Consider the following 18,819-nt stretch of genomic DNA (forward strand, 5'->3'; position numbering starts at 1 on the left):
CGAAGGCGGGGGCCCTCACCCGGTCTTGGCAAGGAGCTTTTTTACGGCGGCGAAATCCTCTTCCCCCAAACCCTTGCCGAGCCCGAGATTGTAAAGCGCTGCCACCGCCTCGCCGACCGGGATTTGCGCCTTGCGGTCCCTGGCCGTCTCCACGACAAAGTTGATATCCTTGGCCATGTGCTTGAGGGGAAACTGGGGAGGGAAGGTGTTTGTTTTGAGCATCTCCGTTTTCAGGCCGTAGAGGCCGCAGCCCAGGGGGCCGGCGAGGATGGTGTCCAGCAGCAGCTCGGGAGCAAGGCCGCACCTCTCGCCAAAGGCCACGGCCTCACAGAGCCCTTCCATCATGATGCCCAACAGCAGGTTGATGGCCATCTTCATGGCGGAACCCATGCCGGCCTCCCCGCAGTAGACCACCTTCTTGCCCATGGCCAGAAAGAGCGCTTCCTGCGTCCGCACAATCTCTTGGGGGCCGCTGGCCAGGATGACCAGGGTGCCTTCCTCGGCGGGCTTCTTCGAACCGGAAACCGGCGCGTCGAGCAGGGTGAGGTCTTTTTCCCGCAGACGGTCGGCCAGAGCGCGGCTGTAGTCCGGGGAGACAGTGCTCATATTGATGAGAGTGCGCCCCGGCGGACAGGTTGCGAGAAAGCCGTCCGGCCCCTCTAAAACCGCCGTGATCGCCTCCGGACCGGTGAGCATCAGAATGGTGCTCTCCGCCCAGCTCCCGATTTCCGCGGGATTCTTCGCCACCTCTGCCCCCAGGGCGGCCAATGTTTCGCTTTTTCCCGCGGTTCGGTTGTAGACCATCACCGCATGTCCCTTCCGGAGCAGGTTGGCGGCCATGAGCCGCCCCATGATTCCCAAGCCTATAAAGCCGATTTTTTCGCCCATCGTCCAACCCCTGTCTGCTTGTTTTTATAGTGTTTTCCCGCCATCGGCGGGTCGGTGTGTCCAATGCAATAAGCCATTATAACCCAACCTCTGCCAAGTTACCATTTGACAGGAGCGAATTCCCTCCTACAATTGGAAGAAGAGCGCCTGAATTTACGGTGCCGCCCAGATTGTTTTCGTGATCCCCCAGGGCATGGAAAGAGGATTTTCCGGAGCGGGAAAGCGTTTTTTTCTCCGTCGGTCCACTGGTCGCCGTTTGACCACGCTCTCCGTTTCCCCCTTTGCCGGGCAAAAGGTGCTGGCCATGACAAACCTCACTACCATTGAAACCTTTCTGGCCGAGCAACGGGCGCTGGGGAAAACCGCCAACCAGCTCATCGCCGAGAAAAGCCCCTACCTCCTCCAGCACGCCTTTAACCCGGTGCAGTGGCTGCCCTGGGGAGAAGAGGCCTTTGCCAGGGCGCGGAGCGAGGACAAGCCAATCTTCCTTTCCATCGGCTATTCCACCTGCCACTGGTGCCATGTCATGGCCCGGGAATCCTTTGAAAACCCGAATATTGCCGAGTCGTTGAACCGGCACTTCGTCTGCGTCAAGCTCGACCGCGAGGAGCGGCCGGATCTCGATCACATCTACATGGCCGCCATACAGGCTCTGACCGGGCACGGCGGCTGGCCCATGTCGGTTTTTCTGACCCCGGACCTGCGGCCTTTTTACGGCGGCACCTACTTTCCGCCGGAGCCGCGGCAGGGCCTGCCCGGGTTCGGCGAAGTCCTTCGTGCCGTGGACGACGCCTGGCGGAACCGGCGCGGCAAAATCCTGGAGTCCGCGGCGACCATTACCAGCCATCTTCGCGACAGCCCGGCCGGAGAAGAGCATATCGACGCCGGGATCCTTGCCAAGGCGTTTGCGGGGATCGTCGGGGAGTACGACGGCGAGTACGGCGGTTTCGGCGGGGCGCCCAAATTTCCGCGCCCGGTGCTGTTCAATTTTCTGCTTCGCCATGCCGCCGACAAACCCGGGTCGCAGGCCCTGACCATGACCCTTTTTACCTTGCGGAAGATGGCGGCCGGTGGCATCTATGATCACCTCGGCGGTGGCTTCCACCGGTATTCCGTGGACAGATACTGGCGGGTTCCCCATTTTGAAAAGATGCTCTACGACCAGGCCCAGCTCGCCGTCACCTACCTTGAGGCCTTTCAGGTCGGGCAGGATCCCTTCTACGCCAGCGTGGCCCAGGATATTATCGATTATGTCCTCCGGGAGATGACCAGCCCGGCAGGAGGGTTCTACTCGGCAGAGGATGCGGACAGTGCCGAGGCCGGCAATCCCGCCCGCCATGGAGAGGGGCTTTTTTATCTCTGGCGGCGGGAGGAAATCCTCTCCCTGCTTGGCCGGGAAAGCGGGGAGATATTTTCTTTCCACTATGGGGTTGAGGAGAGAGGCAATGTTCCGGAAGACCCCCAGGCCGAGTTCGGCGGCATGAATATTCTCCATGTCGCCCACCCCCTTGAGGAAACGGCGAGGAAGTTCCATAAAAGCGAGGAGGAACTTGCCAGGTTGCTGGAACGGGCCAGGGAAAAGCTCCTTACCGCCAGGGCGAAACGGCCCGGGCCGCATCGGGACGACAAGATCATTACCTCCTGGAACGGGCACATGATCAGCGCCCTGGCCCGGGCCGCCCAGGTGCTGGGGGAGAAACGCTACCTCGACGCGGCAACGAAAAACGCCGCCTTTATCAAGGCACAGCTCTATGACGCCAGGAACGGCTTGCTGTTCCGCCGCTTTCGCGCCGGCGAGGCTGGGCTTGCCGGCCAACTGGACGATTATGCCTTTCTGGTCAACGGACTCATCGATCTCTACGAGGCGTCCTTTGCGGTGGAGTGGCTCGCCTGGGCCATTGCCCTGACGGAAAAGCAGATTGCCATTTTTGCCGACGAGGCGGGTGGCGGCTTTTTCGATACGGCGGGGAACGATACCTCGGTTCTGGTCCGGATGAAATCGGATTATGACGGCGCCGAGCCGACCGGCAATTCCATCAGCGCCCTGAATCTGGTCCGGTTGGCCTGGATCACCGGCAACGATGCCTGGCGGCGGCGCGCGGGGGCGACGATTTCAGCCTTTGCCGCCCGGCTCGGGGAATATCCTTCCATTCTGCCGCAGATGCTGGTTGCCTACGGTCTGTACCGGGAGAAGCCCCGGCAGATCGTGCTGGCCGGCAAGCTCGGGCGCCCGGATGCCGAATTGATGCTTTCCGTGATCCGGAAGCGGTTTTTGCCCAACAAAGTCGTGCTCCTGGCCGATGGCGCCGCCGGGCAGATTTTTCTTCAAAAGATGCAACCGTCTCTTGCAGGGGTTGCCATGCAGGACAACAAGGCCACCGCCTATTTCTGCGAAAATTTCACCTGCCAGCTGCCCACCGCCGATCTGGCGGAGCTGGTCAGACGTCTCGACGGGTTGACGGTCAGGGTCGAGTAATTGCAAAAAGTTTTCCAAACCGGCCGGGCGGAGTCCGGCCGGTTTGTTTCGGCGCCGACGGCGTCGGGGGAGAGTGGGTATGGACAAGGAAGAGACAGGGGGCGGCGTGGATCTGGAAAGTTTCGCCTCGGCTGCCGGCATTGACGCCATCTTCGCCCCTGCCTCGGTGGCGGTCGTCGGCGCCTCGGGCAGAAAGGGGAGCGTCGGCCGGGCTGTTTTCAAAAACATGCTGGACAGCGACTACAACGGCATCATCTACCCGGTAAACCTTAAGGCCAAGTCCGTCTGCGGGGTGCGGGCGTATCCGAGCCTTGCCGCCATCCCCGATCCCGTGGATCTGGCTGTGGTCATCGTCCCGGCGGCCATGACGCCGGCGGTGGCCCGGGAGGCCGCGGCCAAGGGCGTCAAGGGGCTGATCGTCATCTCGGCAGGCTTCCGGGAAACCGGCAAGGCCGGGGCGGCAATCGAGCAGGAACTGCTTGAGGTCTGCCGGGAGCACGGAATCCGCCTGGTCGGCCCCAACTGCCTGGGGCTCATCAACACGGATCCGGAAAAGGGCATCAACGCGAGTTTTGCCCGCCGGAAGGCCAACCCCGGCAACATCGCCTTTATCAGCCAGTCCGGCGCGCTCTGTACCGCGGTGCTTGATTTTGCCGCCAAGAAGAATATCGGTTTTTCCAAATTCATCTCGGTGGGCAACAAGGCGGACATCGGCGAACTCGCCCTGATCCGCTATCTCCACAATGACCAGCAGACCAGGGTGATCATGCTCTATGTCGAAGAGCTGCGACATGGCGCCGAGTTCATTGAAACGGTGCGGGAAATCACCGGCGGCGACCGGCCGACCCCCATTCTTGCCATCAAGTCCGGCCGCACCGCGGAGGGGGCTCTCGCGGTCAGTTCCCACACCGGTTCGCTGGCAGGCACCGAAGCGGTCTACAATGCCCTTTTTGAGCAATCCGGGGTCTTTCGCGCCCAGTCCATCGAAGAACTTTTCGATTTCGCCATAGCCCTGGCCAGCCAGCCCCTGCCCGCCTCCAACCGCATCGCCATCATCACCAACGCCGGCGGCCCCGGGATCATCGCCACGGATGTCACGATCCATTCCGGTCTGCAACTGGCCAAGCTGAAAGAGGAAACCATGGAGGTGCTGCGCAGTCATCTGCCCGCAGCCGCCAACATCAAGAATCCCGTCGACGTGATCGGCGATGCCAGGTCCGACCGTTACCAGGCCGCGCTCAAAGCGGTGTTGAACGATGAGAACGTTGACGGCGTCATCTTCATCCTCACTCCACAATCCATGACGGAAATAGAGGAAACCGCGGCCATTATTCCTACCCTGGCCCGACGGAGCGGCAAGCCGGTGGTTGCCTCCTTCATGGGCCTGCTCGATGTCTCCAAGGGCATCGAAATCCTCGAACAGAACGGCATTCCCCATTACCATTTCCCGGAAGGCGCGGCCAGGGCCATGGGCGCCCTGTACCAGTATGCCAGCTGGCTGCACCGTCAGCATCTCAAGGAGTTTGACCTTACGGTGGACAGGGAGAGGGCCGGCGCGGTCATTGCCGAGGTTCTGGCCAGCGGCCAGCAGTACCTTGGCGAGGTGGAGGGGAACGAGATCCTCAAGGCATACGGATTCCCGGTAATGCCGGCGCAGCTGGCCACCAGTGCCGAGGAGGCTGCCCTGGCCGTGGAGCGCTTCGGCGCCTGCGCCATGAAGATCGTCTCTCCGCAGATCGTCCATAAATCCGATGTGGGCGGGGTCCGGGTCGGGATCGCCACCGCCGATGCCGCCCGGGAAGCGTACAACGCCATCGTTGAGTCGGCGCGGCGCCATGTGCCCGAGGCGGAAATCCGCGGGGTATACATGCAGCAGATGGCGGCAAGCGGTGTTGAGGTGATTCTGGGGATCAAGCGCTATAAGAGTTTCGGGCCGCTCATCATGTTCGGCCTGGGCGGGATCTTCGTGGAAATCTTCAAGGATGTCAGCTTTCGCCTTGCCCCGATCCGGCATAATGGCGCCAGGCATATGGTGCGCTCCATCAAGGCCTTTCCCATGCTCAACGGCGCCCGCGGGGCAGCGGTGGCCGATCAGGATGCCCTTGAGCAGTGCCTGATCCGTCTTTCCATGCTGGCCACGGATCACCCCGCCATCGCCGAGCTCGACATCAACCCCCTTATCGTGCATGCCCAGGGTAAGGGCTGTTCAGTGGCGGACTGTCGTATTCTGCTGCGCCAGGAATAGGATGCGCCAGGCGGCCTGTTTTCCCCGGGCGCGGATAACCATTCTGTTTTGCTTGACTTTTTCTCGAAGATCAACGCTAATATGGAAATCGGGAAATAATCTTATTACGTCACGGCGGCTGTCTGCTTTCTTTCCGTTTACAGGGCAAGTTGCGGCACCTTCATCGATAATGTGATCGTTACGGCATAGAGGAAATATGAAGGCTGAATATCTGAATCCCTTTTTGCATGCCACCAGGAATGTGCTGGAAACCATGGCGCAGACCAAAATCGCGAATCAGAAACCCTATTTGAAGGAAGGGGTCGCCACCTTTGGCGATGTGACCGGGATTATCGGCATGGCGTCCGAGAAGCTGGAAGGCAACATGATGATCAGCTTCCCCCAGGCCTGCATCCTGCAGATTGTCGCCAGGATGCTCATGGAGGAGCCCAAGGCCAGGATTGACGATGACATCGTCGATGCGGTGGGCGAGCTGACCAACATGATCTGTGGCGGCGCCAAGGCGGAATTCGGCAAGCTCGGGCTCAGCTTCAATCTGGCCACCCCCACCATGGTCACCGGCAAGGGCGTTGAGATCCATCAGCGTACCGATACCCCGGTGATCGTCATCCCCTTCAAGACCGACTTCGGCACCTTCGTGCTGGAGGCAAACCTCATGGACAGGCATTAAGGAAAGGGGAGACGCCGCGGCCGGAAGCAAGGGCCACGGCTCATGCCCCTGGTTCCCGCAGGATATTTTCCAAGGCGCTTTTCAACTCGCCGAAGCGGAAGGAAAACCCCCTGCCAACCAACACCCCCGGCATCATCCTGCAACCCTCCAGCACCACGGAACCCAACTCGCCCAGAGCCAGACGGACCAGGAAGGCGGGCACCGCCATGAAGGTCGGCCTGTGCAGCACCGTGCCCATGGCCTTGGTGAATTCAAGGTTGCGGACCGGGTTCGGGGCGCTCATGTTCACCGGCCCTTGGATCGCTTTGTTTTCCATGCAGAAAAGGATGGCGTCGGTGAGATCCTCCAGGTGAATCCATGGAAACCATTGCCGGCCGTGGCCCAGTTTGCCGGCCACGCCCAGGCGAAAGCCCGGCAGCATCCTGGCAAGCGCCCCGCCGTTTTTTCCCAGAACAATGCCGATGCGCATGGTGATGACCCTGGCTTTCCCCTGGGCGCGGGTTGCCTCCTTTTCCCAGGCCCGGCAGACCGTGGCGAGAAAATCTTCGCCCGCCGGGGCGTCCTCGTATTTCTCTTCGTCGCCGCAAAAGCCGTAGAAACCGGAAGCGCTGGTATTGATGAGGGTGACGGGCCGCGGAGGATTTTCGGGAATGGCGGCGACCAGATTGCGCGTGGAGTCGAGCCGGCTGGCCAGGATCAGCTCCTTGTTCTTTTTTGTCCAGCGCCTGAAGATGTTTGCGCCGGTGAGGTTGATGAGCACCTCATGGCGGGCAACCTCCTGTTGCCAGCCATGAGGCTCCAGCGGAGAACCTTTGAGCACCCGGATCTCGGAGAGAAAGGGCCTGAGCTTGTGCGGGCTTCGGGCCAGGGCGGTGACCCGGTGTCCCGAGGCCAGCAGCTTCCTGATAAGGGCATTGCCGAGAAACCCGGTGCCACCGACGATGAAGACGTTCATGGATCTCCCCCTGATTATGACGGAATAAATGGAGCGTTCCCATGCACGGAGCACGGGAACTGATTTCTATTTTGCGCGAATTGATCGGGCTCAGTCAATGTCTTTGGGCTAGGCAAGGCAAAGAAATATACCTATAGTATGACCAGAAGCGATTCCGGACCGACGGTAACCGGGAAACCATCGTGCTTGAGGGGGCGCGACTGTTGTCGGCGGTCATTTTGCTAAAAAACCATGAACAGCACACAAGCGATACGTGACAATGAAGGCAGCCAAAACGAAAAGCCAACTGAGCGAGGAACTGGCCGAGGCCCGGCGGCGCATAGACGAGTTGACCGCTTCCCCGGCCGGGTATGCCGGGGCGCTCTCCTCGTCGCAATGCGAAGAGAGATACCGTTTTCTTTTCAACAACATGCGCAGCGGCGCCGTCATCTACAAGGCCGTGGACAGAGGCAGGGATTTCGTGATAGTTGACTTCAACGTGGCGGCGGCAAGGATAGAAAAGGTCGGCCGGAGCGAGGTTCTGGGCAGGATGGTCAGCGAAGTCTTTCCCGGCGTCGGGGAGATCGGTCTTCTTGAGGTGCTCCGGCGCGTCTGGGCCACGGGCAAGGCCGAGCATCTTCCCATCTCGCAATACCGGGACAACCGCATCCACGGCTGGAGGGAGAACTATGTCTTCAGACTCACCAGCGGAGAACTGGGCGTCATCTACGATGATGTCACCGATCAGAAGGCGGCGGAAGAGGAACTGAGCAGGAAACAGGCGCTGCTTGAAACGATAGTCAACAACATCCCCGACATAATCTGCCTCAAGGACGGGCAGGGACGCTGGTTGCTCGCCAACGACTTCGATCTCAATCTCTTTCAGCTTGAGGGCGTGGCCTACAAGGGAAAGACGGATGCGGAACTCGCCCCCCACAGCGAGTTTTATCAGGAGGCGTTTTTGGCCTGCATGGATACGGACAATGCGGCCTGGGCGCAGGCGGAGCCCTCCCGGGGCGAAGAAATCATCCCAAGGCCAGATGGAAGCGCAAAGGTGTTTGATATTGTCAAAATTCCGCTTTTTAATCCCGACGGGAGTCGCCATGCCCTGGTGGTGGCCGGACGGGACATTACGGAATTGCGGAGGGCCAGGGAAAAAAACAGGGAAAACGAGAGGCGTTTTCGCCTGTTGTTCCAGAACGCGCCCATGCCGTACCAATCATTGGACGGGAATGGGAAAATCGTTGATGTCAACCGGAAATGGCTTCACACCCTGGGGTATTCCAGGGCCGAGGTGATCGGCAGACCCTTCGCCGATTTCATGGTTCCTTTGGCAAAAAAGCTTTTCAAGAGCTATTTCAACAGATTGAGAAGGCAGAGCGTGATAAATAATGTTGAGCTGGAGATGCTCAAAAAGGACGGCTCAGGGTTGTGGGTTTCCTTTGACGGCGAGGTGTTGACCGACGCCAACGGGGAGCTTGTCCAGACCTTATGCGTTTTCCGGGATATAACCGAGCAGAAGGAGCTTGATGAAATGCTGCGGCATTCCCGGGCAATCCTTGAGGAGCAGGTTCAGAAAAGGACCAGGGATCTGGTAAGGAAAAGTGAGGAGCAGCAGGCGACCTTGCTGGAGTTGCAGAAAAAATCCCAGGATCTGCACGACGCCAATATCGCCCTCAAGGTTCTCCTGGAGCAGGGCAGCAAGGCAAGACAGGAATTGGAGGGGCAGGTCGTCTCCAACCTCAAGGAATTGGTTTTCCCCTATCTGGACGAGCTGGACCTGGAACTTGTGGACCGTGGCGCCCATGTCTATGTCAATATCATTCGAAGGAAAATCGAGGAAGCGACCTCTTCCTTCGCCCGGCAGCTCACCTCCAAGCTGGTCGGGCTGACCCCCAGGGAGCTGCAGGTGGCGGAACTGGTCAAGCAGGGGCGCAGCAACAAGGAGATCGCCAGTCTGCTGCATATTTCCCTCGGCACCGCGGACGTGTATCGCAATAATATCCGCAAGAAACTCGGCCTGAAAAATAAAAAAGTCAATCTCAGGGTGTATCTCCTGACAAACTATTGAAAGAAAACTACCATCGTCTTGCCCATCTGATACGCGCTTTTCCGCCTGCTGCATCCCTGGTCGGCATATATTTCCGCTATATGTTTTTACTGCCTTTTTTTAAATTGTAGCAAGTGCTTAACCTCCTGTAGAATCGCCGAAAAAATAGCCAAGTCGCGCCCTGGTCGGACCCTGCGGCCAGGGCGCGACTTCGTCTCGCCTCGGAACAGGCCGGGACCGGGAAACCGTTCCCATGGTGTTCGCCGCTCCCGGCGCCTCTGGTTTGGCAGGGCCGTAACCCCTTTTGAATTTGTACATGGAGAAAAGCAGGGCATGACTTTTTCCCGTATCAACATGGACGGCTCATCACCTCCTTCTCTCTGGCGGCGGCGTCTGGCGGTCGCTCTTATTCTGTTCGCCATCGTTTTCTTCAATATTCTCAATATCCTGCTCACGGTCAGGTTGACCTTCTGCCACAACAAACAGTTGCAGGCCATCAACACCATCAGCATCAATGTCAGCGCCGCCCATTTCAGTTTCGACAAGATCCTGAACGGCGATGACGCCATCGCCCCCCGGGAGGTCGATGCGCTTCTGCGGCAGGCGCGAACCGAAGCGGATCTGATGCTTGAGATCGCGAGGGAGAGCGCTCTGCACGGTCTTTTTCATCCGCGGGACTTTGAAGGCTCGCTGGAAAATCTCAGCAAACAGCTTGACGCCGTGACCGGTTCCAGCCGCGACAGCCTGCGGGGCGTCGCGACCGGGGAGGCCGCGGTCCTGGCCGGCGAGGCCAACCGGAATTTCCGGGAGGCGAACCAGGCGATAGATGCCACCAACACCCTTCTCTGGCAGGCCATTGCCAATGAACAGGGATTTTTTTTCAAGGTGCAGATCTTTCTCACCATCCTTTCCGTCATCCTGGCCTTGCTCACCATCTATTTTCTTTACCGCTACGATCTGGTGCGCAAGCGCAGCCTCGAGATAAGCGCCGACCAGCGGAATCAGGAGCAGTTCATTGCCCAGTTCTCCCGATTTTGCCGCGATACCGCCGCCATCGAACCGGTGTACGAACTGGTCACCTCCTGGATTGCCGGGCAACTCGGCATCGACCGGGTGTCGGTCTGGCGATTCGATGAGAGCGGGGCCGCCCTTGTCTGCCGCTGCCTCTATGATTCTGAAAGCAAACGATTCGTCCCCGGCGGCGCTGAAATCCGCTGCAACGAGATTCCCCGTTACAGCGCGGCGCTCAAACGGGACGAGCCGATAGTCGCCGAGGATGCCCGGAGCCATCCCGCCACCGGAGAGCTCGGCGAAGACTACCTTCTGCCCCTTGATATCCGTTCCATGCTCGACCTGCCCCTCAAGCTGAACGGCGAGATCGCCGGGGTTCTCTGTCTTGAGGTCCGGCACAACAGGCGGGGCTGGGAGGCGCAGGAAATAGCCCTCTGCCGGGCGGTGGCTGATCAGGTCTCCCTGGCCATGGGTCGGACCTGGGAGCGGGAGCTTCGGGAAAAAGAACAGGCTGCCTACGCGGCCAGGCTCGAACACGAGGTGAGGGAGCGCACCACGGAGCTGGCGGCGGCCAACGAATCCCTGCAGGAAAATGAGACCCGGCTGCAGCTCATCTTCAACAAGGCGCCGTTCGGGGCGGCCCTGGTCGATCTGTACGGCCATTTTCTTCAGGTCAACGAGGAATTCCACCGCTTCACCGGCTATGACGAGGCGGAGCTTGGCGCCGTCAACTTTCTCCGGCTCGTCCAGGCTGAGAGCAGGGCGCACTACGAAGAGAGCTTCAGCCGCCTTCTGGCCGGAGAAATTTCGAAATTCAGGGCCGACAGCCTTTACCGGCAGAAGGAGGGGGAATCCCTCTGGGGAAGGACAACCATCCGGATGCTCAGGGACGATGCCGGCAACCCCCTCTACTTTCTGCTCATGGTGGAGAATATCTCCGAACGGAAGAGCTACGAGGACCAGCTCGGCAAGCTCCACAAGGCCATTGAGCAGAGCCCCCTCTCCATCCTGATCACCGACGCCTCCGGCCGGATCGAGTACGCCAATCCCTTCTTCTCCTCCGTCACCGGCTATGCCCTTGCCGAGGTGGTGGGGCAGAACCCCAGGGTGTTGAAATCCGAAGCCCATGAGCCCGAATTCTATCGGAATCTCTGGCACACCATCAAGGCCGGAAAGACCTGGCAGGGCGAGATCTGCAACCGGAAAAAGGACGGCTCCCTGTTCTGGGAACATGCCTTCATCGCCCCGGTCAACGACAAGGACGGCAAAATCGTCAGTTTCATCGCGGTCAAGGAGGATATCAGCGAAAGGAAGCTGCTTGCCGACGAATTGCAGGAGCGCTCCGAGATGATCGCGAGCATCGCCGCCGCCGCCTTGAGCGCCATCATCATGATCGACGACCAGGGGCTCATCTCCTTCTGGAACAAGGCGGCTGAAAATATTTTCGGCTGGAACCGGGGCGAGGTTCTTGGCGAGGATCTGCACCGGCTTGTGGCCGGGAACGAAAACCGTCGGCAGTTTCTCGCCAATTTCGACCAATTCCGGCAGACCGGCACCGGCCCGGCAATGGGCCGACAGGTGGAACTGACCGCGGTCCGCAAAAACGGCGAAAAGTTCCCGGTCGAGGTATCCCTTTCCGCCATCCGGATCAAGGGCAAATGGCATGCGGTGGGGATCGTCAACGACATCTCGGAAAGAAAGGAGGCGCAAAAATCCATTCTCATCGCCCGGGATGATGCCGAAGCGGCAAACCGGGCCAAGAGTGATTTCCTGGCCCGCATGAGCCACGAGATCAGAACCCCGATGAACGCCATCATCGGCCTCAGCGAACTCGCTCTGGAAATGGATCTCTCTCCCAAACTGCGTGATTATCTCGGCAAGATATCCTCCTCCGGGAAAAACCTTCTCTGCATCATCAACGACATTCTGGATTTTTCCAAAATCGAGGCGAAAAAACTGGAAATCGCGCCCCATCCCTTTTCCTTGGAGAAAATTCTCGCCGACCTGGCAGGGATCACCACCATCAGGGCCGAGGAGAAAGGCCTGGAATTCATGTTCTCCGTGGCGCCAAACGTGCCGGACCGGCTGGTTGGCGATGCGACCCGACTGGGCCAGGTGCTCATCAATCTTACCTCCAATGCCATCAAATTTACGGAACAGGGCGAAGTCATCCTCGATATCACCTTGCAGGAACGGCGGGCGGAAAAATTGATCCTGCGCTTTTCCGTGCGGGACACGGGCATGGGCATGACCGAGGCGCAGGTCGGCAATCTCTTCATGCCATTCAGCCAGGCGGATGGCTCCATCAGCAGGAATTACGGGGGCACCGGCCTGGGACTTGCCATCTGCAAACGGCTCGTCGAGCTGATGGGCGGTAAGTTCGAGGTGCGGAGCTGCCCGGGGCTGGGAAGCACCTTTTCCTTCACCGTCGAACTGGCGGCCCAGTCGGAAGCCTCCGAGTCCCTGCAATTCCACACCAACCTGCGGGTGCTGGTGGTCGAGGATCACCCCGCCACCCGGGAGATCCTGCGCAAGGCGCTGGAGTCGTTTTCCTTTCTGGTTACCGACGTTGACAGCGGCGAAAAAGGGCTTGAGGAGTTCCAGAAGGCAGTGAAGAGCGCGCGCCCCTTCGACCTTCTCCTTCTGGACTACCGGCTGCCCGGAATCAGTGGAGAGGAGGTGGCGCGGGCCGTGCGGGAAAGACAACCTTCGGGCGGGGCGCCGAAAATCCTGGTCCTCACCTCGCTGGGCGCCGCGAAGATCGTCGAAGCCTGCCTTGCCGCCGGGTGTGACGGCGTCATCGACAAACCGGTGAGCCGTTCCGGTCTGTTTGATGCGATTATCAGGCTCTACGGAAAGAAGGGCGCCGCCGGGGCGGCCGGTACCGCCCTGACCCCAAAAGACGCCTTGGCCGGCAGACTTGCCGGGGCCAGGATCCTGGTGGTGGAGGACAACCAGATCAACCAGCAGGTGGCCAGGGAGATCCTGCAACGGGCAGGAGTTCTGGTCGATATTGCCAACAACGGCGAGGAAGCGCTGGAGGCGATACTTAAAAACGAATATGAACTGGTTCTGATGGACATCCAGATGCCGGGCATGGATGGCCTGCAGGTAACCAGGATAATCCGGGCCAGCGGCATAAGGCGTTTGGCGGCCCTGCCCATTGTGGCAATGACCGCGCATGCCATCAAGGGAGATGAGGCATTGAGCCTTGGGGCCGGCATGAATGACCATATCACCAAACCCATTGATGCCAATGTTCTCTTCGCCGCTCTCGGGAAATGGCTTCCGCGGAAAACAGCTGCCGCCGTGCCGTCCCCGCCGCAAAAGGGGGAGCCCATCCGGCCGGAGGGTCTGCCGGCGGAGATCCGGGGTATCGATCTCGAACTGGCCATGAAACGCCTGGGCAGCGCCAAACTCTGCACAAGTGTACTCAGACAGTTTGTCGAACACTACGAGGGAGAAGCCGACCGCATTGTCGAGCAGATGCGGAACCGGCGTTGGGACGAGGCATACAGAGCGCTGCACAGCCTGAAAGGGGTCGTGGGAACAATCTGTGCCCAGGAGTTGCACGGCATCGTCGTCGCGCTGGAAAAAAACTGCAAGGAGCAGCAGGCCCCGACGGGGCTGCTTGCCGCATTCACGGAAAGCCATGCCAGGCTCATTGAAGAGTTGCAGCCCTTGCGCGTCCCGACCTCCGATCCGGTTTCGCCGGAGCCGCCGCCTGGCCTTGAGGTTGATTCCGGTCGAATCCTGGAAATTCTTCTTTTCATGTTGCCGGATGTCAAGGAGCATCGTCCGGTCAAATGCGCGGCGCATGTCGCCGAACTGAAAAAAATCCCCTGGCCCGCGGACCGGCAGAACGAGATAAAAAACCTGATAGCTGCGGTGGAAAATTATCAATTCAAGCAGGCCGGGCGGCTTATCGAACAAGTTATCAGTGTCCTTGACACCGCGGGCAGACAATGAAAGAGCTTTCGCAATGCACGGTGTTGATTGTTGACGACACCAGGGAAAATATCGACATTCTGATCGGCGCCATGACCGGCTCCTATGAGATGATGGTGGCCATGGACGGGCAAACCGCCCTCGAGATCGCGCAAAGCGTGGTTCCGCAGCTCATTCTCCTCGACATCATGATGGCCGGCATGGACGGCTACGAGGTCTGCCGCAGGTTGAAGGAATCTCCGCTCACCAGGGATATTCCGGTCATCTTCCTCACCGCTCTCACCGAAATTTCCAGCAAGACCAGGGGGTTTCGCTGCGGTGCGGTGGATTATATCACCAAACCCTTCGAGGTCGAAGAGATCCGGGCCAGGGTGAAAACCCATCTTTCCCTGCAGTTGGCCCGGCAGGATCTGGCCCGGCAGAACGAACTCCTGGAAAAGCATGTCCAGGCGAGGACCAGGGAGCTGGCCCTGACCCAGGAGGTCACCATCGACTGCCTGGCCGGCCTTGCCGAATACCGTGACCCGGAAACCGGCGGGCACATCATGCGCACCAAGCATTACATCCTGCTGCTTGCCAACCACCTGCGCAATCATCCTCGGTTCAGGAGTCAGCTCGACGCTACCGGCATCGATCTTCTGCACAAGTCGGCCCCGCTGCACGACATCGGCAAGGTCGGGGTCACGGACAGCATCCTGCTCAAGCCCGGTCCGCTGACGGCGGCGGAATTCCAGGAGATGACCAGACACACGGTTTATGGCCGTGACGCCATTGCCGGCGCCGAAAAAAAGCTCGGCGGCAATTCCTTTCTGCGGATCGCAAAGGACTTTGCCTACACCCACCACGAGAAATGGGATGGCTCCGGCTATCCGCAGGGATTACAGGGGGAGGCGATTCCCCTGGCCGGCAGACTGATGGCCCTGGTCGATGTCTATGACGCCCTGATCAGCAAGCGGGTCTACAAGCCGCCGTTTCCGCATCAACAGGCGGTGAAGATCATAACCGAGGGCGATGGCCGGACCCTGCCGGCCCATTTTGATCCGGAAATACTTTCGGCCTTTGTCGCGCTCCAGAAGGAGTTCCGGATTGTCGCCCTGCGTTTTGCCGATTTCGAGGAAGAACGTCAGGTTCTCAAGGTCGCGGAATGACGGCCCGTTGCAAAGCGGGCTGCGCGGCACGGGATGTGTCGCCGGATTTCGCCGGCTCTGCAAGAGCCAGGGAATTCGGGAGGTTGGCCGCAGCGTCTTAGGGCGGCCGCTGGTTGCAAAAGCCAGGCACGGCTTTTGTGGCGGACGGATAGGATTCCGTCGGTACTTGTGGAGTGATGGACCAATGGCTGTTTCTGCCGAACATCTTGCCATGCGTGAACTGCGCAACAATATCCGTGATCAGGATCTGATCAAGGCGCGGCTGGTGCTCGATCATTTTCCGGAGTTTTCCCCCATGGAACAGGCCTGGGTGATCGAGGCCCTTGCCGAGTGCGGGGACGATTTCGCCCTCCCCCTGCTCGTCAGCCTGGCCAGCCGGGGGGGAGAGGTTATTCTCCACTTTCCGGAGCTTACGGAACTCATTCTGGGCAAGGCCCTGAACAGGCCGGAGCTCGTCATCGCCCAGCTCGCCAGAAAGTCGGCGGAGCGGGTCTGCTACGCGAAACTCGCCGGGGATCTCGCCCTGCAGGCGGCCGTGCCACACCTGATCGGGATGCTCACGAGCGATACCGATCAGGCTGCCCTGATCGCGGCCATCAACGCCCTGGCGGAGATCGGTGACGCGGAGAGCGTTCGCCTGGTCGCGGAGATGCTCTATGCCGAGGAGCCGGAGCTGGTGCGTTGCGCCATCGAGGCGCTGGGCCGCTTCGCCACGCCCGCCGCCATGCTCCGCCTGGCCGAGAGGCTGGGCCGGGACGAGGAGATCGACCTGCGGATCATCGAGGTGTTCGCCAGGGTGCAGGACGAATTTTCCCTCCACAAGCTCAATGAACTTTTGTGCTCCCGTTCCGCGATCAGCCGCGATCACAGCCAGAAAATGCTGGTTGAGGTGGGGAGCAAGTGTGTGCCGCTGCTGATCGAAAATCTTTCCGGAAACGATTCCGACCTTGTCATCGCCTCGCTCGACATCCTGCGGGAGATCGGCGATCAAAGCGCCCATGCGCCGGTACGCCAGCTCATCAACACCCATCCCGGCAATGTCGATGTCCGCTTTGCCGCCTATGCGGCCATGGCCGGTCTGCCCCCCCGCAAAGGGGATTACGTTCTGGCCGGCGGCCTGGTGGATCCGGTGGAAAAGGTGAGGATTTCCGCGGCAAGGGCCATCGAGCACAACCTGGACGAGGTGCTGGTGGCCGGAATCGCCAACATGATCAACCGCGGGGATGGGGAAGGGCCCGGAATCGTCCGGGCAATCCTTGCCGCGAAGGCCGGGCGAATTTTTCTGGCCCTGCAGGCCAACGAGGAGTTCCGGCGTGAAGCCGCAGAGTATCTTGCCGGTGAGGCCCATTCCGATCTCCAGCCGTTCTTCGCCGATCTGCTTGTCCGGAACGGGCAGGCCGATCTGGTCCCCGGCCGTGGGCCGGACATTGCGGCAAGCCAGGCCGGCCTTGGCTCCAGCCGGGTTTCTGAGGAAAGGTAGGGGAGAGATGGAAAACAATCACTTTACCGTGCTGGTCGTTGACGACGAGGAGTTCAACCGTTTTCTGGTCCGGGAGATTCTCGAAGGGGCCGGCTATGAGGTGCTTACCGCGGAAAATGGCCGGGCCGGACGGGGAATGGCCAGGGAAAAGTTGCCGGATCTGATTCTGCTAGACGTGATGATGCCCCAGGAGAGCGGGTACCAGACCTGCCGGCTGCTGAAGGAAGACCCGGTGACCGCGGAGATTCCGGTGGTTTTCATCACCGCCCTGGATGAGCCGCGAAACAGGCTGGAGGGCCTTGAGATCGGCGCCATCGATTATGTCGCCAAGCCCTTCCGGAACGACGAACTGCTGGCCAGGATCAAGAATTTTTTGAGGCTGCATAATGGCCACCGCCGGCTGCGCCAGGAATGGAGCGACCGCATGCGGCAGGTGCACGAGGCTCAGCAGGCAATCCTGGTCGATCCCTCCGAGGTGCCGGAGGCGCGGTTCGCCGTGCACTACCGGACCGTGCTCGCGGCCGGGGGTGATTTCTATGATGCGTTTGCCCTGGCGGAGGGGAGGCACGGCTATTTTGTCGCGGACATCAGCGGCCATGATCTGGGCGCCTCCTTTACGGTGTCGGCCCTCAAGGCGCTGATCCGCCAGAATGCATCCCTCGCTTGCAGGCCGGATGAAACCATCCGGACCATCAACCGGGTGCTGGCCACGATTTTCAGGGCTGGTCAACATCTGACAGCGGTCTATCTCACCGTGGACCGGAGCCGCAACCAGGCGGAAATCGTCAACGCCGGACACCTGCCGGTGCTTCACCTTTCCGGGCAGGGGGAAAGCCGGTGGTTTCCGCCGGACAGCGACATCCTGGGCGCCTTCGGCGAGGGATATTATTGTTGCCATTCCTTTCCCATCGGGCCGGGAGACCGTTTTGTTCTCTGTACCGACGGCCTGGTGGAATCCTTTGCCGGCGACGGGATAAGCCGCGAGACTGGGTTGGCCACCCTGCAGGAGGCCGCCCGCCTTTCCAGGGAGCTGCCGGCGGAGAGGGCGGTCACGTGCATCGCCGGACGCCTGCGGCCGGAAACGGCCGAGGACGATGCCTTGCTCCTGCTGGTGGATATCTGAGATGAAGATAAGGATGAGGCGCGCATGTACAGGGTAAAACCGGGGACCGACAGTCTGGAAATCCTGCTTGCGGCAAGGTTTGCCCTGGTGGATCGGGTTTGCGCGGAGGTGGAAGGCCTGCTGGGCGCGCGCGGCCTCCGGGATTTCTCCTTTGTGGTCCTGCTCGGGCTGCGGGAGGCCTTGACCAATGCCATCTGCCATGGCGCCGGGCAGGACCGCGGCAAGATCATAGGCGTCACGGTGCGGTGCGAGAAGACCGCCCTTGTGATCCGGGTCACCGACCCCGGGCCCGGCTTTGACTGGAAAAGAATCATCCGCGAGAAGCTGGCGGCCATGCGGCAACAACCTGCCCTGCTCGCGGAGCGGGGCAGGGGGCTCGGCATCCTGCTGCATTATTTTGACGCGGTTTCCTTCAATAATGAGGGAAACGTGGTGGTGCTGGAGTTGTGCACCGCCGCCGCAAAGTCGCATGAGTCGGAAGAATCATCCCAAGAACGAGGAATTTATGTTTGAGCACAACAGGGAAGGGGAATTGGACCTTGTCCGCATCAGTGGCAACATAGTGGCCTCCAATGCCGGGGCATTGAAGGCGCAGCTGGCCGCTTTGCTCCAGAATGGGGCGGTTCAGCTCCGTCTTGATCTGGCCGGGGTGAAGCTCATCGATTCCATGGGACTCGCCGTCCTCATCGCGGCCCATAACTCGTTGCGGAAAACGGGCAAACGCCTGGAGGTGAGCAATGTCTGCCAGGACGTGCGCAAGCTTCTGGCGGCAATGCGTCTGGATCACCATTTCGAGATAATCGGCTGAAACCGCCACGACAGACAGGCGCGAGCCGGGAGAATTCA

At 60.1% G+C, this 18,819-nt stretch carries 12 protein-coding genes; 10 read left to right on the forward strand and 2 right to left on the reverse strand.

Annotated features, from left to right (window positions below; translation table 11 throughout):
* Nucleotides 1-15: 15 nt before the first annotated feature.
* Nucleotides 16-888, reverse strand: a complete 873-nt coding sequence (locus tag ACUUL3_RS05515; RefSeq protein ID WP_448555346.1) for an NAD(P)-dependent oxidoreductase — start codon at nt 886-888, stop codon at nt 16-18.
* A 304-nt stretch (nt 889-1,192) separates the two neighbouring features.
* On the opposite strand from ACUUL3_RS05515, the gene ACUUL3_RS05520 reads away from it, so the two are divergent.
* From ACUUL3_RS05520 to ACUUL3_RS05530, 3 genes are all read left to right on the forward strand, one after another.
* Nucleotides 1,193-3,364 (forward strand): thioredoxin domain-containing protein, encoded by a 2,172-nt coding sequence (locus ACUUL3_RS05520; RefSeq protein ID WP_448555348.1) that lies wholly within the window; start codon nt 1,193-1,195, stop codon nt 3,362-3,364.
* Nucleotides 3,365-3,443: 79 nt separating this feature from the next.
* The gene (gene acs / locus ACUUL3_RS05525; RefSeq protein ID WP_448555350.1) at nt 3,444-5,609 is read left to right on the forward strand and encodes an acetate--CoA ligase alpha subunit; all 2,166 of its coding nucleotides are present in this window, start codon (nt 3,444-3,446) and stop codon (nt 5,607-5,609) included.
* 196 nt (nt 5,610-5,805) lie between these two features.
* Nucleotides 5,806-6,279, forward strand: coding sequence for a chemotaxis protein CheX (locus ACUUL3_RS05530; RefSeq protein WP_448555352.1), 474 nt, complete (start codon nt 5,806-5,808; stop codon nt 6,277-6,279).
* Nucleotides 6,280-6,319: 40 nt separating this feature from the next.
* Here the strand turns inward: ACUUL3_RS05530 and ACUUL3_RS05535 are convergent, their stop codons facing one another.
* Nucleotides 6,320-7,234 (reverse strand): TIGR01777 family oxidoreductase, encoded by a 915-nt coding sequence (locus tag ACUUL3_RS05535; protein ID WP_448555354.1) that lies wholly within the window; start codon nt 7,232-7,234, stop codon nt 6,320-6,322.
* Between the two features lie 259 nt (nt 7,235-7,493).
* On the opposite strand from ACUUL3_RS05535, the gene ACUUL3_RS05540 reads away from it, so the two are divergent.
* From ACUUL3_RS05540 to ACUUL3_RS05570, 7 genes are all read left to right on the forward strand, one after another.
* Nucleotides 7,494-9,284 (forward strand): PAS domain S-box protein, encoded by a 1,791-nt coding sequence (locus ACUUL3_RS05540; RefSeq protein ID WP_448555356.1) that lies wholly within the window; start codon nt 7,494-7,496, stop codon nt 9,282-9,284.
* A gap of 312 nt (nt 9,285-9,596) precedes the next feature.
* Nucleotides 9,597-14,243, forward strand: a complete 4,647-nt coding sequence (locus ACUUL3_RS05545; protein ID WP_448555358.1) for a PAS domain S-box protein — start codon at nt 9,597-9,599, stop codon at nt 14,241-14,243.
* Nucleotides 14,240-15,370, forward strand: a complete 1,131-nt coding sequence (locus tag ACUUL3_RS05550) for a response regulator (RefSeq protein ID WP_448555360.1) — start codon at nt 14,240-14,242, stop codon at nt 15,368-15,370. The genes ACUUL3_RS05545 and ACUUL3_RS05550 overlap by 4 nt, the downstream gene beginning before the upstream one ends.
* Before the next feature lie 184 nt (nt 15,371-15,554).
* Nucleotides 15,555-16,850, forward strand: a complete 1,296-nt coding sequence (locus ACUUL3_RS05555; RefSeq protein WP_448555362.1) for a HEAT repeat domain-containing protein — start codon at nt 15,555-15,557, stop codon at nt 16,848-16,850.
* Between the two features lie 7 nt (nt 16,851-16,857).
* Nucleotides 16,858-17,973 (forward strand): PP2C family protein-serine/threonine phosphatase, encoded by a 1,116-nt coding sequence (locus ACUUL3_RS05560; protein WP_448555364.1) that lies wholly within the window; start codon nt 16,858-16,860, stop codon nt 17,971-17,973.
* A 24-nt stretch (nt 17,974-17,997) separates the two neighbouring features.
* Nucleotides 17,998-18,486 (forward strand): ATP-binding protein, encoded by a 489-nt coding sequence (locus tag ACUUL3_RS05565; RefSeq protein ID WP_448555366.1) that lies wholly within the window; start codon nt 17,998-18,000, stop codon nt 18,484-18,486.
* Nucleotides 18,479-18,781, forward strand: a complete 303-nt coding sequence (locus ACUUL3_RS05570; protein WP_448555368.1) for an STAS domain-containing protein — start codon at nt 18,479-18,481, stop codon at nt 18,779-18,781. The genes ACUUL3_RS05565 and ACUUL3_RS05570 overlap by 8 nt, the downstream gene beginning before the upstream one ends.
* Nucleotides 18,782-18,819: the final 38 nt, after the last annotated feature.

Source organism: Thiovibrio sp. JS02 (genome assembly GCF_053485635.1).